General features: G+C 68.0%; 9 protein-coding genes. 3 read left to right on the plus strand and 6 right to left on the minus strand.

What is annotated here, in order from left to right:
* Positions 1 to 122: 122 nt before the first annotated feature.
* Positions 123 to 1115: an AraD1 family protein gene (araD1, locus tag ACO227_RS08365; protein WP_423607311.1), complete on the plus strand. Its 993-nt coding sequence runs from the start codon at positions 123 to 125 to the stop codon at positions 1113 to 1115.
* A gap of 46 nt (positions 1116 to 1161) precedes the next feature.
* Here the strand turns inward: araD1 and ACO227_RS08370 are convergent, their stop codons facing one another.
* Together ACO227_RS08370 and ACO227_RS08375 are read right to left on the minus strand one after the other, a co-directional pair.
* Entirely contained in the window at positions 1162 to 2952 is a 1791-nt protein-coding gene (locus ACO227_RS08370; RefSeq protein ID WP_423606819.1) for an IlvD/Edd family dehydratase, read from the minus strand.
* A gap of 13 nt (positions 2953 to 2965) precedes the next feature.
* Positions 2966 to 4099 carry an aldose epimerase family protein gene (locus ACO227_RS08375; protein WP_423606820.1) on the minus strand — a complete coding sequence of 378 codons (1134 nt, stop codon included), beginning with the start codon at positions 4097 to 4099 and terminating at the stop codon, positions 2966 to 2968.
* Between the two features lie 118 nt (positions 4100 to 4217).
* Here ACO227_RS08375 and ACO227_RS08380 point away from each other — a divergent pair, with 118 nt between their 5' ends.
* Together ACO227_RS08380 and ACO227_RS08385 are read left to right on the plus strand one after the other, a co-directional pair.
* Positions 4218 to 5549 carry a sugar MFS transporter gene (locus ACO227_RS08380; RefSeq protein WP_423606821.1) on the plus strand — a complete coding sequence of 444 codons (1332 nt, stop codon included), beginning with the start codon at positions 4218 to 4220 and terminating at the stop codon, positions 5547 to 5549.
* Positions 5550 to 5692: 143 nt separating this feature from the next.
* Entirely contained in the window at positions 5693 to 8344 is a 2652-nt protein-coding gene (locus tag ACO227_RS08385) for a TonB-dependent receptor (protein ID WP_423606823.1), read from the plus strand.
* 159 nt (positions 8345 to 8503) lie between these two features.
* On the opposite strand, the gene ACO227_RS08390 is transcribed toward ACO227_RS08385, so the two are convergent.
* The 4 genes from ACO227_RS08390 to ACO227_RS08405 all read right to left on the minus strand — a co-directional run bounded on the left by ACO227_RS08390 (position 8504) and on the right by ACO227_RS08405 (position 17252).
* Complete coding sequence (locus ACO227_RS08390) at positions 8504 to 12547, minus strand: glycosyl hydrolase (protein ID WP_423606825.1); 4044 nt, start codon at positions 12545 to 12547, stop codon at positions 8504 to 8506.
* Between the two features lie 22 nt (positions 12548 to 12569).
* A complete protein-coding gene (locus tag ACO227_RS08395) occupies positions 12570 to 13850 on the minus strand; it encodes a four-carbon acid sugar kinase family protein (RefSeq protein ID WP_423606826.1) in 1281 nt (426 codons plus the stop codon).
* Positions 13851 to 13998: 148 nt separating this feature from the next.
* A complete protein-coding gene (locus tag ACO227_RS08400) occupies positions 13999 to 15267 on the minus strand; it encodes a ribulose-bisphosphate carboxylase large subunit family protein (protein ID WP_423606828.1) in 1269 nt (422 codons plus the stop codon).
* 152 nt (positions 15268 to 15419) lie between these two features.
* Entirely contained in the window at positions 15420 to 17252 is a 1833-nt protein-coding gene (locus tag ACO227_RS08405; protein WP_423606830.1) for a beta-L-arabinofuranosidase domain-containing protein, read from the minus strand.
* Positions 17253 to 17382 lie beyond the last annotated feature (130 nt).

Genomic DNA, 17382 nt, shown 5'->3' on the forward strand with positions numbered 1-17382 from the left:
GCTTTTCCCGGGTTTCCGTCTTCGTGAACATAAGCACAGCACATGGTCCGGAGCAAACGACAGCACGCCATTGCCCAAAATTAAATGTCGGACTAAATCCGTAGCTCCCAACTGGAGGTTGTCTGATGTTGAAGCTGTCCCGCTATCGTTCGGAGGATGGCAGCGCTCGCCTCGTCGCCAACATGGACGGCCGGACCGGCTTCGTCGCCGGCGCGAATAGCCTGACTGCGCTGGCGAACGAGGCGATCGCGCGCGGCATCGGCTTGCGCGAGATGGTGGCGCGTGCGGGGATCGAAGATGCAATCGACCTCGCCGAGGCGCTTGGCCAGGGGCGGCTGCTCGCGCCGGTCGACCATGCCGATACCGCGCATGTCGTGCTGAGCGGCACCGGGCTCACCCATCTCGGCTCGGCGGAGGGGCGTGACAAGATGCACCGCGCCGCCGCGTCGGGGGAGAAGCTCACCGATTCGATGCGCATGTTCCTCGAGGGCGTCGAGGGCGGCAAGCCCGCGCCGGGCGACGTCGGCCAGCAGCCCGAATGGTTCTACAAGGGCGACGGCTCGCAGCTCGCCGCGCCCGGCGCCGACCTGGTGATGCCCGCCTTCGCGCAGGACGGTGGCGAGGAGCCGGAGATCGCCGGCATCTACCTGATCGGTCCCGACGGCGCGCCGTGGCGGCTCGGCTTCTGCCTCGCCAACGAGTTCAGCGACCATGTGACCGAGCGGCACAACTACCTCTGGCTCGCCCATTCGAAGTTGCGCCAGGCGGCGCTCGGCCCCGAGCTGCTGGTCGGCGAGCTGCCCGCCGATGTCCGCGGCACCAGCCGGATCGTGCGCGACGGCGCGGTGCTGTGGGAGAAGCCGTTCCTGTCGGGCGAGGCGAACATGTCGCACAGCATCGCCAATCTCGAGCATCACCACTTCAAATACGCGCTGTTCCGCCGCCCGGGCGACGTGCACGTCCACTTCTTCGGCACCGCGACGCTGTCGTTCAGCGAGGGTATCGCGACGCGGCCGGGCGACGTGTTCGAGGTCGAGGCGGCGCCGTTCGGCCTGCCGCTGCGCAACCGGCTGGCGCGGGCCGAGGCGGAAACGGTGACGGTGCGGGCGCTGTAAGGCCGTTCAAAATCCTCCCCCGGCGGGGGAGGATTGAAGGGTTGCCCTAGTGATTGTCGCGCGGCAGGCCCTGGACCTGGGCGATGCGCTGGAAGCGCTCGGACCCTTCGAGGATCGCGCCCTTGTCCATCTGGCCGACCAGGTTGCGCTGGATCTCCTGCCACGGAGTCTGTGAGGGGGGATAGCGGTAGCCGCCCTCGGCCTCGAGCGCGCGGCGGCGCTCGGCCAGCTCTTCGGCCGGGACCAGCGCGTCGGCGGTACCCTCGCGCAAGTCGATGCGGATGCGGTCGCCATCGCGCAGCAGCGCGAGGCCGCCCATCGCCGCCGCCTCGGGCGACGCGTTGAGGATCGAAGGGCTGCCGCTGGTGCCCGACTGGCGCCCGTCGCCGATGCACGGCAGCACGGTCACGCCTTCGCGCAGCAGGTGTGCGGGCGCGCGCATGTTGACCACCTCCGCCGCGCCGGGATAGCCGATCGGGCCTGCTCCGCGCATCACCAGCAGCGTGTCGGCGGTGATGCCCGTCGCCGGATCGTCGATCCGCGCGTGATAATCCTCGGGCCCGTCGAACACCACGACCGGCCCCTCGAACGCGTCGGGATCGTCGGGATTGGACAGGAAGTGCGCGCGGAACTCGTCGGAGATCACGCTGGTCTTGAGGATCGCCGCGTCGAACAGGTTGCCGCGCAGCACGACGAAGCCGGCCTGTTCGAGGATCGGCGTGTCGATCGGACGGATGACGCGCTCGTCGTAGATCTTCGCGCTCGCGCAGTTGGCGCCGATGCTGCGGCCGTTGACGGTCAGCGCGTCCTCGCGGATCAGCCCGCGCGAGATGAGCTGCGCGACCACCGCGGGGACGCCGCCGGCGCGGTAATAATCCTCGCCGAGATACTCGCCCGCGGGCTGGAGGTTGACCAGCAGCGGCACGTCGTGGCCGAACGCCTGCCAGTCGTCGATCTTGAGATCGACCCCCATGTGCCGCGCGATCGCATTGAGGTGAATCGGCGCGTTGGTCGAGCCGCCGATCGCCGAATTGACCGCGATCGCGTTGAGGAAGGCGTCGCGGGTCAGGATGTCGGAGGGCTTCACGTCCTCGCGCACCAGCTCCACCGCGCGCAGGCCGGTCTGATAGGCGACTTCCTGGCGGTCGCGATAGGGGGCGGGGATCGCCGCCGATCCAGGCAGCGACATGCCCAAAGCCTCGGTCAGCGAGTTCATCGTCGTCGCCGTGCCCATCGTGTTGCAATAGCCGGTCGAGGGCGCCGAGCTGGCGACGAGGCGGATGAACTCCTCATCGTCGATCTCGCCCGCGGCGAGCAGCTCGCGTGCCTTCCACACGATCGTGCCCGAGCCGGTGCGCTCGCCCTTGTACCAGCCGTTGAGCATCGGGCCGACCGACAAAGCGATCGCCGGGATGTTCACCGTCGCGGCGGCCATCAGGCAGGCGGGGGTGGTCTTGTCGCAGCCGATCGTCAGCACGACGCCGTCGAGCGGATAGCCGTACAGTGCCTCGACCAGCCCGAGATAGGCGAGGTTGCGGTCGAGCCCGGCAGTCGGGCGCTTGCCCGTCTCCTGGATCGGGTGGACCGGGAATTCGATCGCGATCCCGCCGGCCTCGCGGATGCCCTCGCGCACGCGCTCGGCGAGCACCAGGTGATGACGGTTGCAGGGCGAGAGGTCGCTGCCGGTCTGCGCGATGCCGATGATCGGGCGGCCGCTGCGCAGCTCCTTGAGGCTGAGGCCGAAGTTCAGATAGCGCTCCAGATAGAGCGCGGTCATGTCGATATTGTCCGGGTTGTCGAACCAGGCGGCGGAGCGCAGTTTTCTGTCTTCGGTCATTGTTTCCAGGAACTCAGGGAAGCGCCGTGAGGCGGTAGATCATGACGTGGCGATAGGGCTTGCCCGGATCGACGCGCGCGGCGGCGAAGCGCGGCTGGTTGGGCGCATCGGGGAATTTCTGCGGCTCGAGCGCGATGCCGTCGCCCATGCGATAGACGCGTCCCTGCCGGCCCGTGAGCGTGCCGGTGAGGAAGTTGCCGCTGTAGAACTGGATACCGGGCTCGGTGGTCAGCACCTCGAGCACCCGGCCCGACGCCGGATCCTCCAGCCGTGCGGCGAGCCCGGGCGCCGCGGTCAGTCCCTTGTCGAGCGCGAAATTGTGATCATAGCCGCGGCCGATCACGATCTGCGGGTCGCGGCCGTCGCGCAGCCCGTCGGCGATGCGCCGGGGCTTGCGGAAATCGAATACGGTGCCGGCGACGGGCTGGAGCTTGCCGGTCGGGATGAGCTTGTCGTCGACCGGCGTATAGGCAGCGGCGGGGATCGTCAGCAGCTGGCCCGACGTGCCCTCGGCCGCGCCGTCGCCGGCGAGATTGAACAAAGCGTGGTTGGTCATGTTGACGATGGTCGGCTTGTCTGTCCGCGCCTCGAACTCGATCGTGAGATCGCCGCTGTCGTTGAGCGCGTAGCTGACGGTGACGTCGAGCTTGCCGGGATAGCCCTGGTCGCCATCGGGGCTGGTGAGGCCGAGCACGACCTTCGCCGCCGGCCCGCTCGTAACCGACACGATCTTCCAGTTGCGCTTGTCGAAGCCCTGCTTGCCGCCGTGCAGCGAATTGGCGCCGTCATTCTGGGTCAGCTGATAGTCGCGCCCGTCGAGCTTGAAGCGTCCGCCGGCGATGCGGTTGGCATAGCGGCCGACGGTGACGCCGAAATAGTTGGGCTTGGCCTCGTAATCGGCGGCCTCGTCATAGCCGAGCGTGATTTCCGCCGGCGTGCCGTCGCGGCCGGGCGCGACGAGCGACTGCAGCGTCGCGCCATAAGTGAGGATGCGCGCCTTGACGCCCCTGGCATTGCTCAGCGTCACCGCCTCGACCGCACTGCCGTCGGACAGGCGGCCGGCCGGCGCGCGCTCCGCTTCGGCAGCGGAGGCAGCTCCGGTGGCGATCGGCGCAACCAGCGCCGCGGCGTACAGCATTGCTCGCATTTCACTCGCCTCCTCGCATCAGGCCCGGCGGCCATTGACGATGTTCCCTCCCCGCATATAGTCGGAGAAATAATCGAGCAAGCCGCTTGCACGGATAAAACCATCCCGGAGGATTTGAATGGCGCTTCCACATCTCGACACGGCGATCGGGGAAAAGGCGGCTTCGCCGTCGTTCAACTACCGGCCGGCACTGGCGCTGCTCGCCAGCCTGTTCTTCATGTGGGGCTTCATCACCGTCATCAACAACACGCTGTTGCCGCACCTGCGCAGCGTGTTCGAGCTCACCTATACCCAGACCACGCTGATCGAGAGCGTGTGGTTCATCGCTTATGGCGTCGCCTCGATCCCCTCCGCGTTTCTGATCGAGCGCGTCGGCTACAAGAAGGCGATCATCATCGGGCTGCTGGTCATGGCGGTGGGTTCGCTGGGCATGGTTCCGGCGGCCCGCATCCCGTCCTATGAGGTGACGCTCGTGGCGCTGTTCGTGATCGCCTGCGGCATCGCGCTGCTGCAAGTCGCGGCGAACCCTTACGTGGCGGTGATCGGACCGGCGGAATCGTCGGAGTCGCGCCTCACGCTGGTGCAGGCGTTCAACTCGATGGGCACCTTCTTCGCGCCTTATTTCGGCGGCTACCTCATCCTCAGCCGGACCACCGGGGGCACCTCGCTCGAGGGCGCGCAGCTCACAGCGGCGGAGCGGCTGGCCGACGCGCAGGCAACCCAGCTGCCCTATGTCATGGTCGCGATGGTGCTGGTCCTGATCGCCCTGGTCTTCTGGCGCGCGAAGCTGCCGGCTTTGGGGGAGGCGACTCGCCGCGCCGATGCCTCCGAGCGCACCACCATTCCGCTGTGGAAGGTCTGGGCGCACCCGATCTACAAGCATCGCAATCTCGCCTTCGGCATCCCGGCGATCTTCATCTATCTGATCGCCGAGATCGGCGTCGCGAACCTCTTCATCAACTTCGCGATTCTGCCCGAGATCGCCGGCATCACGCCGGCCCGGGCGGCCAACTACCTGGTGCTGCTGTGGGGCGGCATGATGGTCGGCCGCTTCGCCGGGGCCTTCATCATGCGCGCCTTTCCCGCGGACAAGGTGCTCGCCGTCTATGCCGCGGCCGCCGTGCTGGTGATGATCGGTGCCGCCACCCTGCACGGGCCATTGGCGATGTGGTGCCTGATCCTGGTCGGATTGTGCCATTCGATCATGTTCCCGGCGATCTTCGCGATGGGAATCAAGGGTCTCGGCCCGCTGACCGAGGAAGCGTCGGGCCTGCTGATCATGGCGATCGCCGGCGGCGCGCTGGTGGTGGTGCAGGGCTGGCTGGCCGACACGATCGGCCTGCAGAACAGCTTCTGGCTGACGGTCGTGTGCGAGCTCTACGTGCTGTTCTACGCGCTATGGGGCTCCAAGCCGACGGGCGAGCAGCTGACGGTCCGCTTCGACGAATAGCCAAGATGATCCAATAGTCTGACAAAAATTTGCGAGAACTTGCGTTTTCGCCTTGATCCCGCACGTCCTCTCCCGATACATATTAGTCATATTATATGTGATGTAATCCCGCTTTCAGACGGGACAGGGAGAGGAGTGGCGTTATGCATATTCTCGGCAATCTTCTGGCAAGCGCGGCCGGCTGCGCGATAATCGCGGCGGCGCCGGCGACGGCGCAGCAGGGTGCGGGCGCGCCGCCTGCGCCGGCGGACGGCAGTACGCAGGAGGCCGGGGAAGGCGAGATCATCGTCACCGGCATCCGTGGCAGCCTCCAGTCCGCGCAGAGCCTCAAGCGCAACGCGGACCAGGTCGTCGACTCGATCGTCGCCGAGGACATCGGCAAGCTGCCCGACGTCAACGTGACCGAGGCGCTGCAGCGGGTGTCGGGCATTCAGGTCGGGCGCGACCGCGGCGAGGGTTCGGGCATCACCATCCGCGGCCTCTCGCAAGTCACCTCGACCTTCAACGGCCGCTCGGGCGGCAGCGGGCGCGGCGTCGATCTCGAGAACATCCCGGCCGAGCTGATCGCGCGCGTCGACGTCTATAAGACCCCGTCCGCGGATCTGGTCGAGGGCGGCATCGGCGGGCTGATCAACGTCGTCACGCGCAAGCCGCTCGACAAGCCTGGCTTCACGCTCAGCGGCTCGGCGCGCGGGCGCTATTCGGACTTGCCCGACAAGGTCGATCCGATGTTCTCGGCGCTGGTCAGCAACAGCTGGGACGTGGGCGACGGCGAGCTCGGCATCCTCGTCGCCGGCTCGTTCCAGCAGCGCGCGTTCGAGAGCCATGTGGTCAGCGTCGGCGCGCCGGTGGGACAGCCGAACATCGGTGCGGGCGTGGCCTCGCTCTCCGAGCAGTACCAGCCGGTGATCAACGCCGACCGCCGTCGCATCGGCATCGACGCGGTGATCCAGTACAAGCCCAATCCCGAGCTCGAACTCTATCTCCAGGGCACCTATCAGGACGCCAACCAGCTCCAGCAGCAATATGGCGTCTATATCCGCTCGCTGCGCAATCGGACGTTCGATCCGGCCTCGGTGGCGTATTTCGACGGCACCAAGGACGTCAGCCGGATCGCCTTCACCAACGTGCCCGTCCGGACCTTCGGCGCGGATCGCGACGCCTATGAGGAGAGCTGGCAGATCGCCGGCGGGGTCAAGTTCGATTCCGGCCCCAGCCATCTGTCGATCGACGCCGCCTATACCCACGGCAACGGCCAGCTCTATTATACCGAGCTCAATCTCGACACGACGGCGCCGCGCGTCGATTTCGACGTGACGACCTTGCCGGGATCGGCCCGGGTCAGCGGGGTCGACCTCGCCAGCCTCGACAGCTTCGCGGTCGCCGGCCTCGCGCGCAACATCAACCTGTCGGAGACCGAATCCAAGCAGCTGCGCACCGATGCCTGGTTCGAGATCGACAGTAATTTCCTGAAATCGATGCATTTCGGCATCCGCTGGACCGATGCGGACGTGAAGCAGGACCAGCTCCGCTTCTCGCAGACACCGCGCGACGCGGCGAACCAGCCGCTCGCGGCCTCGGCCTATGCCGATCTGTTCATCCTCAACCCGCTCAACCAGATGTTCGGCGGGACCGACCTGATCGAGCAGAATTTCTACGCCGCCAACCACGAGCTGCTCGACGGCGACGGATTCGACGCGGTGCGCACGCGGCTCGGGATCACCACGCCAGCATCGTTCAACCCGCTGTTCGGCTACCAGATCGGCGAAAGCACGCTCGCCGGCTATGTGATGGGCAAGTTCGAGACCCAGGGGCCGATCCGGATCGACGGCAATATCGGCACGCGCATCATTCGCACCAACCTCAACGTCAACGGTACGCGCGCCTTGTTCACGCAGCGGCCGGGCACCGGCACCGGGCCGAACAATCCGCCGGTGTTCGACCAGACCGGTTACGCGCCGGTGCAGATCGACTCGCAATATGTGAGCGTGCTGCCGAGCGCGAACATCCGGGTCCGCTTCACCGACACGCTGCAGCTGCGCCTTGCCGCGGCCAAGACGCTGACACGCCCGGGCTTCAGCAGCCTGTCGCCGACGCTGTCGCTGGTCCCGGGCCAGCGCACCGGCTCGGCGGGCAATCCCGATCTGCGGCCGCTGCGCGCCGACCAGCTCGACGCCAGCCTCGAATACTACCCGTCGGCGACGACCTCGCTCTATGTCGCGGGCTTCTATCGCGAGATTGAGGACTTCCTGGTCACGCGCACCAGCCCGCAGACGATCGACGGCATCGACTACAGCATCAGCCGCCCGACCAACGAGCTCGGCGGCAAGATCAAGGGGTTCGAGATCGGCGGCCAGACCTTCTTCGATTTCCTTCCCGGCCTGCTCAGCGGGTTCGGCGTCCAGGCCAACTACACCTTCGTCGACAGCAAGACCGACACCTCGGTCGCCGGCCTGCAGACGCCGATCGCCAACCTCTCGAAGCACAGCTTCAACACCGGCCTGATCTACGAGAAGGGCGGGTTGTCCGCGCGGCTCGCCTATAACTGGCGCGACAAATTCTATTCGAGCCTGCTGAGCAACGACATCGTGACCAACGTGCCGGTCTATACCCGCGCGCGCGACTGGCTCGACGCATCGATCGGCTACGACATCACCGACAGGATCACGGTGACCGTCGAAGGCGGCAACCTCCTGCGTTCGAAGACCCGAACCTATTTCGGCGTGCCGACGCGGCCGGGCAATTACGAGCAGGATTCAAGGACGATCATGGCCGGTGTCCGCTTCACGCTCTGAGCTCCCCCTCCTCCCCGCCGCGCCGGCGGCGGGGAAATTTTTTGGGGTCACGCACCGCGCTCGCCGGCCTGTGCGCGAGCGCGGTCGCGGGTACCTGGCCCGACGAGGTTCGCGGCATCTCGGTGGCGCGCTCCAGCCCGTGGCGAAGCGCGCGCCGCTTCACTCCACCTTGATCTGATCGGCGAACACCACGCGCACCGGGCCGAGCAGCCCGGAGTCGAGCAACGGCTCGTGCGCCTGGTAGAAGGTCCAGGGGGTGAAGGTGACGCGGCCGCCGGCGGGCTTGGCCTGGCCGGCCTTGTACCAGTCAGGCAGCTCGGTGATCTTGCGTGCCATCACGTCCTGCTTGCGGCCGTCGGCGAGGAAGTTCTGGCCGATCGACCAGTCGCCGTCGACGAACTCGCCCTCCTCGGGCAGCGCGGCGTCGGCGATCATGCGGTTGGCCCAGAGGTTGGTGACCGCGAGCGAGACCTGGTTGGCGCCGGGGCGCACGGCATCGGTGATGTCGACGCGATAGGGCTCCTTCCACGTCACGCCCAGATCCTTGCCGTTGACGGTGACGCCCGCGAGCACCTCGACCCGGCCGAGATCGAGAAAGACGCGGCGGCGCTTCCTGAGCATGTGCTCGGGCACGTCGATCGTGCGGGTGTAGGTGGCGGTCCCCGAGAAATGGCGCACGCCGGCATCGGCATGGCGGCTGAGCGAATAGAGGCTGGGCAGGGTGATCTTGGCCGGCGCGCCGCGGCCGGACTGGAGCGCGACCTCCCACGGCCCGTGGACGGTGATCGGGGCGGGCAGCTCGGCCTTGAACTTGCCGCCGTCGCTCAGCGTGTAGCTGCCGCTCTCCCATGCCAGCGCCTCAAGGTCGCCATAGCGGTCGCGGGTGATCTCGGCAGGGGCGGTGGCGAGGACAGGTGCCGGCGGTCCGGCGGCGGCTTCCGCGGCGATCTCCTCGGCCGAGCGCACGCGTGCCTCGGTGCGGGCGGGGGTGAAATTGCCCTCGAAGAAATAGGTGACGCCGACCGGCGCGGGGGCGTCGTTGCCGCCGGCATAGACGGTGCGGCCGCTCTTCTTGCCGGTGCGGACGAGCTTGCCGTTGAGATAGAGGCGTGGTGTGCCCTTGTCATAGACCAGGGCGACATGCGTCCAGCCGGCGACGGGCGTGTGGCTGACCAGCACCGCGGGCACGCTGTCGGGTGCGACGCGCTCGATCACGAAGGCGCCGTTGCGGCCGAGCGCGAGCCCGGCGATGGCGGTCTTGGGGCCATGGATGTCGCGGCCCGAGCGGGCGGGGATGAGATACTGCTTGCCGGTCTCGTTGATGCGCCCCTCGACGCTCTCGTCGGGCATCAGACGCAGGTCGATGTCCGGCTTGGCCCAGAGCGAGATGGTGAAACTGTTCGAGGGGGTCGGCGTCGCGACCGGCTTGGCGGTGGTGTCGACGAAGCGCTGGCCGTCCTTCGCCACCCAGTCGATCCGCTTCGCCCCGGCGGCGAAGTCGAGCGTCACGAAGGTGGATCCCGCTGGCGAGAGGTCGAAGGTCACTTCGGTGAAGTCGCGCTCGGTGCGGAACAGGGCCGGGCGGGTGATGGTGCCGGTCTCGGCGTCCCACAGCGAGGGCGCCGCGCTACCGACGCGGAAGGTGCAGGTCACGCGCTCGGCGCGGCGCTGGCGGTTGGCGACGAAGTAGATGTGGTTGGCGTCGGTCTTGCGGTGCAGCCATACGACCTGCCCGTCGGGCGTGGCGGTGCGGCAATCGGCGTCGGGCGCGACCTTGAGCGCGGCGAGCGCGTCCCCGACCGAGCCGCCGGGGAAGACGCGGCCCTTGCCGACCTTGCGCGCCGCGCTGCCGCTGCCCCACACCGCGTCGACCGCGCTGCGGAAGGCCGCGTCGCCCTCGGCCTTGCCCGCCATCGTCATCGGATGGTCCGGCTTGGGACCGAGCACCGCCATGCCTGCCTCGACCAGCTCGCGGATCTTCGCGGCGAGCTTCGGCGTCATCGTCGTGATGTCCTGCGGGATGACGAGCAGGCGATAGGTCGCGCCGTTGGCGAGCACGACCCGGCCGTCCTTCACCTTGGCGCGAGTCAGCAGCACCTCGGCATTGACGAGGTCGTACTGGTGGCCGGGGGGGACCTGCGGGTCGAAGTGCACGCCGATCCTGGGGTTGGTGTCGGGCGAGACCTGCGGGCGGACATATTCGGCCTGGTTGGGGCTGTCCTCGCCCACGAAATAGAGCACGTCGGCGACATAGGTGCCGTGGCGCAGCATGTACTGGCTGCGCGCGAGATACTCCATCCATGGCCTGGCCTGCGGCACCCAGGTGTTGGAGGCCTCTAGGTTCATCCCCCACGGCCCCATCGCCATGCCGGGCAGCGCCTTGGGGTTGGGCTGGTGCGCCCAGCGGTGGAAGAAGATCTGGTTGAAGCCCTGCGCGAACATCTGGTCGCCCAGCGTCTTCAGCGCATAGGGATAGTCCTGCCAGCGGCTGGTCTCGGCCTCGCCGGTGAAGGCCTCGGCGGCGATGACGTTCTTGCCGTAGACGTGCCCGGCGGAGGCGACCATCTTGACGGTGCGGTTGTCGGTCCAGGGCGTGCGCGACCAGAATTCGGTCATCGGCACCTGCGCACGGCCCGACACCTGAAGCGCATCAAACGGGCCGGGGCCATAGCCCTCGATATGGAACTTCAGGCCCGCATGGTTCACGCGATCCTGCATCCGGCCGTAGTAGTTGTCGGCCATCAGGTCGGCGAGCGTGCGGCGGAAGTCGAACAGGAAGCGGTTGGAGACGTCGAGATCGCCGACGATGCGGCCGGTCAGCGCGGGCAGATAGGGCGTGATCGCATAGCCGTTGCGCTTCTGGAAATCCGCCGGAAGCGCGGGGGTCCAGTTCTGCATCCCGGCTTCGAAGCTGTCGATCTCGATCATGTCGAACGCCTTGCCCGCGAGCGGGCCGGCGGCCTTGACCACCTTGGCGAGCGTGCTGTCGAACTGGTGGTCGACCGCCGCTTTGCTCAGCTTGTCGACCTCGAGCCCGCGGCCCGAATCCGACGCGGCGACGTTGAGCTTGCCGGTGGGCGTGTGACCGAAGCGCAGCACGGTCCATTCGCCCGCGGGCGGGGTCCAGTTGAGCGTGCCGGCGGTGTCGAGATTGGCGGTGATGTCGATCACCTGCGCCGGGTCGATGGCATATTGCGCCTTGAGGTCGGCGGGCTGCTTCTCGGTCGGCCCGGCCATGACGAAGTCGTGCTCGGCCTTGAGGTCCCAATTGTCGATCCGCGGCGTGGTGTAGAGCAAGGCCTCGGCGAGCTTGACCCGCGCGGAGGGCGTGATGCGGAAATAGATCGCCTCGACCTTGGGGAAGTTGAGCGTGCCGGGGGATTCGATCCCGCGCTCGGCGCCGACATTGACCTTGCCCACGCGCGACCAGGTGACGCCATCGACCGAGGCCTCGACCGTGGCGGAGAAGCCCGGGGCTTCCTTGACCGCGTAGAGCGTGATCGCCTGCGCGGCGAAGGGCGCGTTCATCGTCACCACCAGCGGCGCGGTGGGCGAAACCTCGGCCGCGGTATGGAGGTCGCGATCGGTCAGCGTCGCGGGCTGCACCGCGGTGCCGGCGTCCATCGCCACCACCGCCGCGCGATACTGGCTCTCGTCGCCGAGCGAGGCGGGGAAGGCGACCACCGCGGCGTCGCGATAATAGCCTTGCTTGGTATAGGGCTGGGCCAGCTGCACCGCGACCGGTGCCGTGCCGTCGCCGGTGACGCGCGTTTCGGTCCACACGATCTGCTGCATCGCCTGCTCGGGCTTGATCCACGGGCCGCCCGAGGACGACCAGCCCGGGGCGTTGTGCAGCCCGACCTTGAGCCCGAGCTCGTCGGCCTTGCCCATCATGTGAGTCATCAGGTCGAGCCACTGGGGGCTCAAATAATCGACCGGGCCCTTGGGCACGTCGCTGCTGCCGTCGAACATCAGCACGCCGCCGATGCCGATGTCGCGCATCGCCTGGAGATCGGCGTCGATCCCTTCCTTGGTGACGTTGCCGTTCATCCAGAAATAGAGGGTGTGCGGGCGGGTTTCCGCAGGCGGGTTGCGGAACGCTTCGGGATCCGGCGCGGGCTGCGGCTTGCGCTCCTGGGCGATGCCGCCGGTCGCCAGCGCCGCCAGTGCCGTTCCCAACGCCCAATACGCAGCCCGTGACATTCCGCTCTCCTCGCGGCCTTCCTTAGCCGCCCCGGCGGACGGTTTCGAAGAAATCCTCGCCGCCCATCTGGCCGCCCTTGAGCACCAGCTCGAGCCCGTCAATCGCCGGATCGGCGGCGTGGGCGTGGACGAGCGGCGCGCCGCGCTCGATCGGAGCCGCCCAGGTCAGCGCGTCGATGCCGAGCTGCGCGACGCCGTGGCTGGAGGTGTCGCCGCCGGCGAACAGCACGCGGGTGAGGTGCGCGCGGCGGACCACCTCGCGGGTGACGCGGCCGAGCGCCTGGCCGAGTTTCTCGCCCGCGGCGGGGGCGCCGGCGTCGAGCGGGCCTTCGGCAGAGGCGATGAGCGCGCGGTTGCCATGCGCCAGCGCGGCGAGGGCGGCGTCGGCGAGGCGCGCTTCCTCGGCCATCGAGCCTTCGAGCAGCGCGGGCACGTCGGCGCGCGCGGTGGTGAAGCCATCGGCGGCGCTGCGGGCGATCTGGCGGGCGGTGACCGGGGAGCAGCTGCCGCTGACGACGAGCAGGCGAGCGGCCTCGGCGGCGCGGGTGGCAGCGGGCGTGCCGTCGACGACGCCCTCGGCCTGCCACGCCAGCACCAGCGCGCGGGTGACGCCCGAGCTGCCCGCGGCGAAGCGGACGCCGCGCGAGCGCAGGATCGCCCCGGTCGCGGCGAGATCGGCGAAGGTCGTGCCGTCGAACAGCACCGCATCGGCATCGCGCAACGCGTCGAAGGCGGCCTCGGCGTCGCCCGACTGGATGCGGTCGAGCGGGACATGGCCGATCCTCGCATCGGTCTGCGCGGCGAGGTGGCGGATCAGGTCGGCCTCGTGCATCGGCGTGACCGGATGGCGCGACATGGTCGGGTGGCGGTCGATGCGGTGGACCTGCGCGCCAGCTGCCGCGAAGAGGTTGGCGAAGGCGACGTAGCGGCCGAGATGCGGCGCGGCGACGACGATCGCGCCGGGCGCGCCGAAGCTGCGCACGCCGATGTCGAGCGCGCGGCCGATCGAGCCGACATGGGGGGCGCTGTCGAAGGTCGAGCAGGTCTTGTAGTGGACCAGCGCGGCGTCGCCGAGCGCGGCGAACATCGCGGGCAGCTCGGCGTCCATCCATTCGGGCGGACGGCTGCGTGCGTCGCTGGCGATGCCGATCGCGCGGGCCTCGGGGAAGCGGGCGCGGAGCGCGGCGCCGGGGGTGCGCAGGAACAGCACCGCGGGAACGCCGCCCTCGGCGAGCTGCTCGAGCACGTCGGTCGAGCCGGTGAAGTCGTCGCCGACGAACGCGTAGAGCGGCGCGCCGGTCATGCCGCGGAAGTTGACACTAGCTTGACACTATCGGCGCGTGTCGGCGCGGCGGGCGATCCGGGATTGCGAGAGGGCACGGGATCGCACCCCGACGCCGGACGGGTCGTATCGGCACGCAAGCAAATCAATTCCAACATTGCAAGCGTGTTCACGCGCCGAACGCCCCGAGCGCCGCCTTGAGTTCGGGCGCGTCGTTCGCGGCTTGCTCGGCGGGGATGCCGGCGACGGCGGCTTCCCAGGCCTGTTGCAGCGCCCGCACGCCTGCCGCGGGGCCGCCTGGATGCGCCATGATCCCGCCGCCGGCGGCGAACATGCAGTCGACCGAGCCGAGCGCGGCATAGGTCGGCGCCGCCTGCCGGGCCGACTGACCGGAGGAGAAGACGGGCATGATCTCGCAGCCCTTGTGCGGCGCCGGGAACATCGGGGTCAGGCATTCGCGCGCCGAGGCGATCACGCTCTCGTTGCTCTCGCAGAACTTGTTGTCGATGCCGTTGACGTGGGTGTGGTCGATGCCCGCGAGGCGCCAGAGCTTCTGGAAGGCGACATAGCTCATGCCGATCGCGGGCGAGCGGCCGAGCATGCCCCAGCCGTTGCGGTGGCCATGGATCGGGAGCTGCGAGTGCGCGCGAAGGGCCTTCATCGCGGGCAGGCCGATCGAGTTCATGCTCGCCATGATGCAGGTGCCGCCCTCGGCGACGACATGATCGTGGCGGGCGAGCATCTCGTCGATCTCGCCGGTCAGGTTGGCGGCGAACATCACCTTCTTGCCGGTCTTGTCGGCATGCTCGTTGATCACGCGCATCACCGCGCTGATCCGCGCGTCGAACGGGCAGTGCGGGCCATCGGCCTGGAGCTCGTCGTCCTTGATGAAGTCGATCCCGGCCTCGACCAGCGTCCTCACCTGCGCGGCGGTGGCTTCGGGCGACATGCCGACGCTGGGCTTGATGATCGTGCCGATGATCGGGCGGCCGAACACGCCCGCCAGCTCGCGCGTGCCGGGGACGCCGAACTGCGGGCCCTGATAGCGCGTCAGGAAGGCGGGCGGCAGCGTCACGTCGATCAGGCGCAGCCCGGAAAAGGCCTTGAGCTCGGACAGGTTGCCGTTGATCGTCGCGAGCAGGTTGGGGAGCGACAGCCCCATGTTCGAGGTCGGCCACGACAGGCGCACGCGCGCGCGGCGGCGCTTGCCGTCCCAGGTCTTGGGGAGACCCGATCCGGGGAGCGAGGGTTCGGCGACTTCGCCCAGCTCGACCAGCTCCTCGACCCGCGCGGCGTGGGCTTCGCGCAGCTCGTCGGTCTCGCCGGGCACGCGGACGAACGTGCCGGTCGACTGCTCGCCGGCCATCGTCTCCGCGGCCTGGTGCAATGGGAACGCGGTTTCGATCTCGTAGGTGGCGGTGACGCGCGGGTCGGTCATTTCAGTCCGAGGCCTTCATATTCCCCTTTCGTCATCCCCGAAGGCGGGGATCCATTGCCGCTGCCGTCGCGGCTCGATGCGGGAAGTCAGCCAGAATGGATCCCCGCCTGCGCGGGGATGACGGATGAGGGAGGAGACAGGCATTCCGATCGTCACGCCGTCTTGAAATAGGTCGTCGTGCGCTCGGTATCGACCGCATAGTAAGGCACGAACACGAGGTTCCGCTGGCCGACCTTGGCGCGATAGGATTCGGGATTGCCGGGCATCGGCTCGAGCGCGCCGGGGAGCGCGATCGTCTCGTTGTCGATCCCCTCCCACGGGTTGAGCCCGACATACATGACCGCGCCGCGCATCACCGCCTGGAGGTTCGGGTTCTCCGGGTCGATCGGCAGCGTGCGCAGCGGCTGCGGGATGGTCAGCTCGACCGTGTCGCCGGCCTTCCACGTCCGCGTGATCGTCGCGAGCTGGCCCGGCGTCGCCGGCTGCGCCTTGCCGTTGACCAGCAGCTTCGCGCCCCTGGTCCAGTGCGGGATGCGCAGCTTCATGCCGAAGCGGCCGTTACCGGCCTTGCGCACCCTGAGCTTGACCGTGTCGGCGACCGGATAGTCGGTCTCCTGCACCAATTCGACCGCGCCGCCGGGGCGGTCCCAGGTCACTTCGGACGGGGTATAGAGGTTGACCAGCAGATTGTCGTCGTCGTGGAAATAGGCGTTGAGGACATAGTCGGCGACGCCCTGGACCAAGGTGCCCGAGCAGCACGGCCATTTCTGGTGGTAATAGCGCTTCTGCCCCTGCGCGCCGTAGTCCGAATAATAGGGATAGCCGCCGTCGCTGTCGGGCAGGCGCGTCGCCAGCATCGTGTTGTAGAGCGAGCGCTCGAGCCCGTCGCCATATTGCGCCTCGCCGGTGAAGCGGATCAGGTAGCGCGCGAGCTTCAAGTCGGCGAAGGCCCCGCACGGCGTCTCGAAATGCGCCTTTGAGCTCTTGAGACTCTTGGCGAGGTTGCCCTGGCCATGGACGACGAACTGCTCCTCCGGCCCCCAGCCGCCCGAGGCGAAGCGCTGCGGCTCCATGAACTTCCACGCGTTGACCAGCGCCCGCTTGTACTTCTCGTCGCCGAGATGGAGATAGGCCTGCGCGCCCGAGGCATTGCCGATCGTGTGGCTGTAGGCATGCTTGGTCGGCAGCACGTCCTGCCCCGCGGCGAGCGGGTCGAACCATTCCTTGTTGAGGAGATAGTGGACCGCCATGTCGTGATACTTCTTGTCGCCGGTGATCTCGGCGACGTGGAACAGGTTCTCGGAGAGGACATAGGTCTCGTCATAGGGCGGCTCGGTCTTGCCGACGCGGTCGCGCGAGACGGGCGAGATGTACGGGCGGCACTTCTCGATCACGATCGGCAGCAGCGGCTTGGCCTGCTCGACGCCGCTCAGGCGGTACGCGTCGACCAGGCCGACGACGTACTTGTCCATGACATAGGCGGCCCACTGCGCCTGCGCGCGCGGTCCCGCATAGGGGGTGGTCGAGGCGACCAGCGCCTTGCCCCATTCGCTGACCAGCAGCGCGACCTTCTCATGCGCTTGTCGGTCGCCGGTCGCGGCGCCGTAGCGGGCGAGGCCGGAGATATACTGACCGAGCGTCAGCCCGGCGACGAAGCCGTTGCGGTCGTACCAGCCGCCCATGTCGGGGCCGGGCGCGGGGAGGCCGGCATTCTCGCGGAAGACCTTGAGGATGCGGTCATTGTCGAGCGCGAGGAAATGCGCGTGGATATGATCGAACTGGCGCTTGATGCGGCCGCCGGTGAGCTTCACCTTGCCATAGGCGAACTCGTGCATCGCTTCCTTGCCCTTCACCGAGCCTGAAGCCTCGGCCGCGGCGAGCGCGCTTGCCGGCAGCGCCCCCATCCCGGCAGCCGTCGTGGCGCAGGCGGCGCAATGCATGAAGTGCCGCCGCGATAGGCCGTCGGTCACCGGGCCGTCAGTCATCCAATCCCTCCACGCTCATTCCAGCCCTTGCGAATTTTTACGGATTCGCCGGGAATTGAAAATATAATAATACTAATATTTGCGAGGCGCAACCGGCCGGAGGGTGGAGCCGGGTGCCCGCTTTGCTTTT

The sequence above is a fragment of the Sphingomonas sp. MS122 genome (assembly GCF_049532975.1).
In the GTDB taxonomy this organism is placed as follows: Bacteria; Pseudomonadota; Alphaproteobacteria; order Sphingomonadales; family Sphingomonadaceae; genus Sphingomonas.

Excerpts from the sequence above, each read along its gene's own strand:
- ACO227_RS08370 (WP_423606819.1), bottom strand. The coding sequence starts at position 2,952 with ATGACCGAAGACAGAAAACTGCGCTCCGCCGCCTGGTTCGACAACCCG.
- ACO227_RS08375 (WP_423606820.1), bottom strand. The coding sequence starts at position 4,099 with ATGCGAGCAATGCTGTACGCCGCGGCGCTGGTTGCGCCGATCGCCACC.
- ACO227_RS08380 (WP_423606821.1), top strand. The coding sequence starts at position 4,218 with ATGGCGCTTCCACATCTCGACACGGCGATCGGGGAAAAGGCGGCTTCG.
- ACO227_RS08385 (WP_423606823.1), top strand. The coding sequence starts at position 5,693 with ATGCATATTCTCGGCAATCTTCTGGCAAGCGCGGCCGGCTGCGCGATA.
- ACO227_RS08390 (WP_423606825.1), bottom strand. The coding sequence starts at position 12,547 with ATGTCACGGGCTGCGTATTGGGCGTTGGGAACGGCACTGGCGGCGCTG.
- ACO227_RS08395 (WP_423606826.1), bottom strand. The coding sequence starts at position 13,850 with ATGACCGGCGCGCCGCTCTACGCGTTCGTCGGCGACGACTTCACCGGC.
- ACO227_RS08400 (WP_423606828.1), bottom strand. The coding sequence starts at position 15,267 with ATGACCGACCCGCGCGTCACCGCCACCTACGAGATCGAAACCGCGTTC.
- ACO227_RS08405 (WP_423606830.1), bottom strand. The coding sequence starts at position 17,252 with ATGACTGACGGCCCGGTGACCGACGGCCTATCGCGGCGGCACTTCATG.